This window comes from Oryzihumus sp. (assembly GCF_054325275.1).
In genome coordinates this window covers 23,459-29,632 of sequence record NZ_JBTCWL010000050.1, presented here as the reverse complement: position 1 = coordinate 29,632, position 6,174 = coordinate 23,459, and the positions used below count along the sequence as shown (strand labels likewise).

Genomic DNA, 6,174 nt, shown 5'->3' with positions numbered 1-6,174 from the left:
ACGTCCGCGAGCTCGAGACCCAGCTGCGCGAGCTCGACCGCCGGCGGGACCACGCCCAGGCGCGGCTGGCCGACCCCGAGGTCGTCGCGGCCCGCGACGCGGCGGTGCCTGACCTCGACCGGCTCACCCACGAGCGCGACGGCGCAAGCCGGGCCCTCGGAGCCGCGCGTGACCGCCACACCCTCGCCGAGCGTGCCAGCTCCCAGCTGCGCCAGCTGCACACCGCGGTACGCGCGGTCCTCGACCGGCTCGGTCCCGCCGAGGACGAGGCCGCCCTGGTGCAGGAACTGGCCGAGTGCGTCGCCGGCACCAGCGCCAACAACGCCCTGCGGATGCGGCTGTCGTCCTACGTGCTGGCCTCGCGGCTGGAGGAGGTCACCGTCCTGGCCAACGAGCGGCTGCGCACCATGAGTGACGGCCGCTACGCCCTGGAGTACACCGACGCGCTCGCGGCCCGCGGAGCACGCAGCGGGCTCGGCCTGCGCGTGCGGGACGCGTGGACCGGCCTGCCCCGCGACACCTCCACCCTCTCCGGCGGCGAGGCGTTCATGGCCTCCCTGGCGCTCGCGCTCGGGCTCGGCGACGCGGTCAAGGCCGAGGCCGGCGGCCTCGACCTGCAGACCCTGTTCGTGGACGAGGGTTTCGGCACCCTCGACGAGGAGAGCCTCGAGCAGGTGATGGCGGTGCTCGACGGTCTGCGCGAGGGTGGCCGGGCGGTGGGCATCGTCAGCCACGTGGCCGAGCTGCGTCAGCGCATCCCGGTGCAGCTGCGGGTCACCAAGACCCAGCGGGGATCCGAGCTCGCCGTGCGCGTCGAGGACGCCCCCGCAGCCTGAACCCACCCAGCGTTCCGGGGGCTGGGAGCTGCGACCCGGCATACACTCCTGCCCGGGGCGCTCACCGTGAGCCGTCGCCCCGGTGGGGAAGCAGGAGGTCGCGCCATGTCCCTGGTCCGGGTCCACAACTTCTCGGTCTCCCTCGACGGCTTCGGCACGGGCGAAGGGCAGAGCCTGGAGTCCCCGTTCGGCCACGCCGGCGGCCGGCTGCACGAGTGGTTCTTCCCGACCCGCACGTTCCGGGCCATGCAGGGCGAGGACGGCGGCAGCACCGGCGTCGATGACGCGATGGCCCGGGCGTGGGACGTGGGCATCGGCGCCGAGATCATGGGGCGCAACAAGTTCGGTCCCCAGCGCGGGCCCTGGGAGGATCACGACTGGACGGGCTGGTGGGGTCCGAACCCGCCGTTCCACACCCCGGTCTACGTCCGCACCCACCACCCCCGGCCGTCGGTGCAGATGGAGGGCGGCACGACCTTCCACTTCGTCGACGGCAGCCCCGAGGAGGTGCTGCGCCTGGCCCGGGAGGGCGCCGGTGGCCTGGACGTGCGGATCGGGGGCGGACCCTCGACGGTCCGCGACTTCCTCGCCGCGGACCTGGTCGACCACCTGCACGTCGTCGTCGTGCCGATCCTCCTCGGCCGCGGGGTGCGCCTGTGGGACCACCTCGAGGGCCTGGATCAGCGCTTCGACGTCGAGTCGGTGTCGACTCCCGCCGGGGTCACGCACGTCACCTTCACTCGGCGCTAGATCCCGCCCCCACCCCGGCACGACCTGGTGCCCGCCACGCCGCGAACCGGCGCCGGGGAAGGCGGGAAGCGCGGCGCAACGGGCACCAGGTCGGGGTGGACCGGGGTCAGTCCTCGAACGCCTCCGGCGGCGGGCACGAGCAGACGAGGTTGCGGTCGCCGAACGCCCCGTAGATGCGCCGCACCGGCGGCCAGTACTTCGCCCGCGGGTCGACCCCGTGCGGGTATGCGGCGGTGTGCCGGTCGTAGGGGTGGTCCCACTCCCCTGCCAGGGACAGCGCCGTGTGCGGGGCGTGCCGCAGCGCGCTGTCGGCGACGGCGACCTCACCGCGGGCGACCTGCTCGATCTCCTCCCGGATGGCCACCATCGCGTCGCAGAACCGGTCGAGCTCGGTGAGGTCCTCGCTCTCGGTCGGCTCCACCATCAGCGTGCCGGCCACCGGGAAGGACATCGTCGGCGCGTGGAAGCCGTAGTCGATGAGCCGCTTGGCGACGTCGTCGACCGTGACGCCCGTGGTGCGGGTGATCTCGCGGACGTCGAGGATGCACTCGTGCGCGACCAGGCCCTCGGGGCCGGCGTACAGGACCGGGAAGTGGTCGCGCAGCCGGGCGGCGACGTAGTTGGCCGACAGGATCGCCGTCTGGGTGGCCTTGGTCAGGCCGGCGCCGCCCATGAGCCGCACGTAGGCCCAGGAGATCGGCAGGATGCTGGCCGAGCCGTACGGGGCCGCCGAGATCGGGCCGACACCGGTCGCCGGGCCGGCCTCCGGGGCGAGCGGGTGGTTGGGCAGGTACGGCGCGAGGTGGGCGCGCACGCCGACCGGGCCGACGCCGGGGCCGCCGCCGCCGTGCGGGATGCAGAACGTCTTGTGCAGGTTGAGGTGCGAGACGTCGGCACCGAACTTGCCGGGCCGGGCGATCCCGACCAGCGCGTTGAGGTTGGCCCCGTCGACGTAGACCTGGCCGCCCGCGTCGTGCACCAGCTCGCACAGCTCGCTGATCGTGTCCTCGAACACCCCGTGCGTGGACGGGTAGGTGACCATGATCGCCGCGAGCTGGTCGCGGTGCTGCTCGACCTTGGCGCGCAAGTCGTCCATGTCGATGTCGCCGCCCTCGGCGGTCCGGACGACGACGACCTTCATGCCGGCCATCACGGCGCTCGCCGCGTTGGTGCCGTGCGCGCTGGCCGGGATGAGGCACACCGTGCGGGCGGCGTCGCCGCGGGCCTCGTGGTAGGCGTGGATCGCCAGCAGGCCGGCCAGCTCACCCTGGGAGCCGGCGTTGGGCTGCAGCGACACCTCGTCGTAGCCGGTGACCTCGCACAGCCACGAGGACAGGTCAGTGACCAGCTCGCGGATGCCCTCGGTCTGCGACGCCGGCGCGAACGGGTGGAGCCCGGCGAACTCCGGCCAGGTCACCGCCTCCATCTCGGTGGTGGCGTTGAGCTTCATCGTGCACGAGCCGAGCGGGATCATGCCGCGGTCGAGCGCGTAGTCCTTGTCCGAGAGCCGGCGCAGGTAGCGCAACATCGCGGTCTCGCTGTGGTGCGTGTGGAAGACGGGGTGGGTCAGGTATGCCGTCTCCCGCACCAGCGCCGCGGGCCAGGACGGCTCCGCGTCGCGCACCTCGCTCAGCCCCGTGACGCCGAACGCCGCCCAGACGGCCTGCAGGGCAGCCAGGTCGGTGGTCTCGTCGGTGCTGACCGACACGCGGTCGGAGTCGACCTGCCACAGGTTGACCCCGCGGGCGGCGGCCTCGGCCACGACCTCGGCCGCACGGCCGGGCACGACGACGGTGACCGTGTCGAAGAAGTGCGTCGTCGCCACGTCCACGCCACCGGCGCGCAGCCCCTCGACCAGGGCGGCGGCGTGGGCGTGGGTGCGCCGGGCGATCCGGGCCAGGCCCTGCGGGCCGTGCCACACGGCATACATGCTGGCCATCACGGCGAGCAGCACCTGGGCGGTGCAGATGTTGGAGGTCGCCTTCTCGCGGCGGATGTGCTGCTCACGGGTCTGCAGCGCGAGCCGGTAGGCCTGGTGCCCGTCGGCGTCGACGCTCACCCCGACCAGGCGGCCGGGCAGTGACCGCTCCAGGCCGGCGCGCACGCTCATGTAGCCCGCGTGGGGACCGCCGAAGCCCATGGGCACGCCGAAGCGCTGGCTGCTGCCGACCGCGACGTCGGCACCCCACTCACCCGGAGGCGTGGCCAGGGTCAGCGCGAGCAGGTCCGCGGCGGCGGTGACCAGGGCGCCGGCCTCGTGCGCGGCGGCGACCAGGGCCGACCAGTCGCGCAGCTCGCCGTCGGCGCCGGGGTACTGCACCAGGACGCCGAAAACGGCGCGGTCACCGGCGGCCGCGGCCAGGGAGGCGGCGTCGGTCACCGAGGTCAGGTCGGCCACGACCACCCCGAGGCCCAGCGGCTTGGCGCGGGTCTGGATCACGGCGATGGTCTGCGGCAGCGCGTGCTCGTCGACGAGCAGCACCGCGTCCTGGGCGACCTTGCTGGTGCGGCGCATCAGGGTCATCGCCTCAGCCGCCGCGGTGCCCTCGTCGAGCAGCGAGGCACCGGCGGTGGCCAGGCCGGTCAGGTCGGTGACCACGGTCTGGAAGTTGATGAGGGCCTCGAGCCGGCCCTGGGAGATCTCCGGCTGGTAGGGCGTGTAGGCGGTGTACCAGGCGGGATTCTCCAGCACGTTGCGGCGCACCACCGGCGGGGTGACCGTGCCGTAGTAGCCCAGGCCGATCATCGAGGTCAGCACGGTGTTGCGGGAGGCGAGCCGGTGCAGCTCCTCGATGACCGCCTCCTCGCTGGGCGCGGCCTCGACGCGCAGCGGACGCTCCGCGCGGATGCCACCGGGCACCGCGGCGTCGATGAGCGCGTCGATGCTCGGCTGGCCGACCACCTTGAGCATCTCGGCGGTGTCGTCGTCGGAGGGGCCGATGTGGCGCGAGACGAAGTCCGGCTCCGGCGGCAGCGCGCTGTGGGAGGACTGGGCGTGGGACATGAGGCTCCTGTCGCGGGACCAGCGCAGCCGCCGGCCGTTGGTTGAGGTGTCGCCTCCCCCTCTGTCGCCGCGGGCCGGTCAGGACCGCGCACTCCAGAGTTGCCTCACCCGCGTGGTCCTGGCGCCTGAGAGGTTCCGGGGAGTTTGCCCCTTCGGCGCCCCGCCGACCGGCCGCGGCCGGTCGCGAGGTCTCTCCCACGCAGGGTTGTCAGCACCGGGAAATCTACCACCGGTGGACATGACCCGGCCCGGGCCGCGAGGCCCGGGCCGGTGTGCTCCGTGGTGGGGTCAGCTGATGAGGCGGGCTGACCGGCGCACGCTCAGCTCGTCGCCCGGGTGCGCGGCGGGGGTCTCGTCCTCCGGCCGCTCGCTGGGCAGCTGGGCCAGCTCGCCCTCGACCTCGCGCCAGACCCGGCCGACGGCGATGCCGAAGACGCCCTGGCCGCCCTGGACCAGGTCGATGACCTCGTCGGCGGAAGTGCACTCGTAGACGCTGGCGCCGTCACTCATGAGGGTGATCTGGGCCAGGTCCTCCACGCCCCGTTCGCGCAGGTGGGTGACCGCCACCCGGATCTGCTGCAGCGAGACGCCGGTGTCGAGCAGGCGCTTGACGACCTTGAGCACGAGGATGTCGCGGAAGCTGTAGAGCCGCTGGGTGCCCGAGCCGGTGGCGCCGCGCACCGAGGGCTCGACCAGCCCCGTGCGGGCCCAGTAGTCGAGCTGGCGGTAGGTGATGCCGGCGGCCTTGCAGGCCGTGGGCCCGCGGTAGCCGGTGTCCTCGCTCAGCGCGGGGAGGTCGTCGCTGAAGAGCAACCCCTGGGCAGCAACCGGCACCGTGGGGCTGCCGTGCTGCGCGTCTCCGGTGGGGTTCACGCCTACCTCCCGTGTAACTACATCGCCGTCGTTCGTCTTTTGACGGTAGGGCCGCCCGGGGGGTGCGTCAATCACCTCTCGAGGGTGGGTCGCGACGTGTCGCCCACTCGAGACCGAACTCTCGACGTCAGGTCGAGACTGAGGGTATGCCGCGGCTCACCTCACGAGGCGCGCGGGCCTCCCTCTCCCTCGTCCTCGCCTTCAGCCTCACCGCCGGCCTCGTCACCGGCCTCCTCGGCCGCCTCCTGCTGGAAGTCCTCGGCCGAGACGTGGTCGAGGAACTCGCGGAACCGCTCGACCTCGTCGTCCTCGTCCTGGGCGATGGCGACGCCGGCCTCGTCGAGCAGTGACTCCTCGGCCATGATCGAGGTCCCGGTGCGCAGCGCCAGCGCGATGGCGTCCGAGGACCGCGCGCTGACCTCCAGGCTCCCGTCGAAGATGAGGCTGGCATAGAAGACGCCCTCCTTGAGGGCGACGATGCGCACCTCGGAGAGCGTGTGGCCCAGGTCGTCGATGACGTTCTTGAGCAGGTCGTGGGTGAGCGGCCGCGGCGGCACCACGCCCTGCTGGGCGTAGGCAATGGCAGTGGCCTCGGCGGCACCGATCCAGATGGGCAGGTAGCGCTCGCCGTCACGTTCCCTCAACAGGACGATGGGCTGGTTGGTGGGCATCTCCACGCGGACACCGAGGACGTCGAGCTCTCTCACGAGC

5 protein-coding genes and 1 riboswitch are annotated in these 6,174 nt (G+C 73.0%); of the genes, 2 read left to right on the top strand and 3 right to left on the bottom strand.

Annotated elements, in window-relative coordinates; genetic code table 11:
• Positions 1 to 836, top strand: an 836-nt coding sequence (locus ACXVGS_RS13440; RefSeq protein WP_458537049.1) for an SbcC/MukB-like Walker B domain-containing protein, incomplete at its 5' end; no start/stop codon positions are given.
• A gap of 105 nt (positions 837 to 941) precedes the next feature.
• Complete coding sequence (locus ACXVGS_RS13435; RefSeq protein ID WP_458533824.1) at positions 942 to 1,586, top strand: dihydrofolate reductase family protein; 645 nt, start codon at positions 942 to 944, stop codon at positions 1,584 to 1,586.
• A gap of 106 nt (positions 1,587 to 1,692) precedes the next feature.
• Here the strand turns inward: ACXVGS_RS13435 and gcvP are convergent, their stop codons facing one another.
• The 3 genes from gcvP to ACXVGS_RS13420 form a co-directional block, all read right to left on the bottom strand.
• Positions 1,693 to 4,590, bottom strand: coding sequence for an aminomethyl-transferring glycine dehydrogenase (gene gcvP, locus ACXVGS_RS13430; protein WP_458537048.1), 2,898 nt, complete (start codon positions 4,588 to 4,590; stop codon positions 1,693 to 1,695).
• A gap of 103 nt (positions 4,591 to 4,693) precedes the next feature.
• A riboswitch (glycine riboswitch) is annotated at positions 4,694 to 4,798 on the bottom strand.
• Positions 4,799 to 4,878: 80 nt separating this feature from the next.
• Positions 4,879 to 5,463, bottom strand: coding sequence for a MerR family transcriptional regulator (locus ACXVGS_RS13425; RefSeq protein WP_458532443.1), 585 nt, complete (start codon positions 5,461 to 5,463; stop codon positions 4,879 to 4,881).
• 161 nt (positions 5,464 to 5,624) lie between these two features.
• Complete coding sequence (locus ACXVGS_RS13420; protein WP_458530000.1) at positions 5,625 to 6,170, bottom strand: bifunctional nuclease family protein; 546 nt, start codon at positions 6,168 to 6,170, stop codon at positions 5,625 to 5,627.
• Positions 6,171 to 6,174 lie beyond the last annotated feature (4 nt).

What these genes read in the sequence shown, in the direction of transcription:
- ACXVGS_RS13435 (WP_458533824.1), top strand. Translation starts at nt 942, where the DNA reads ATGTCCCTGGTCCGGGTCCACAACTTCTCGGTCTCCCTCGACGGCTTC.
- gcvP (WP_458537048.1), bottom strand. Translation starts at nt 4,590, where the DNA reads ATGTCCCACGCCCAGTCCTCCCACAGCGCGCTGCCGCCGGAGCCGGAC.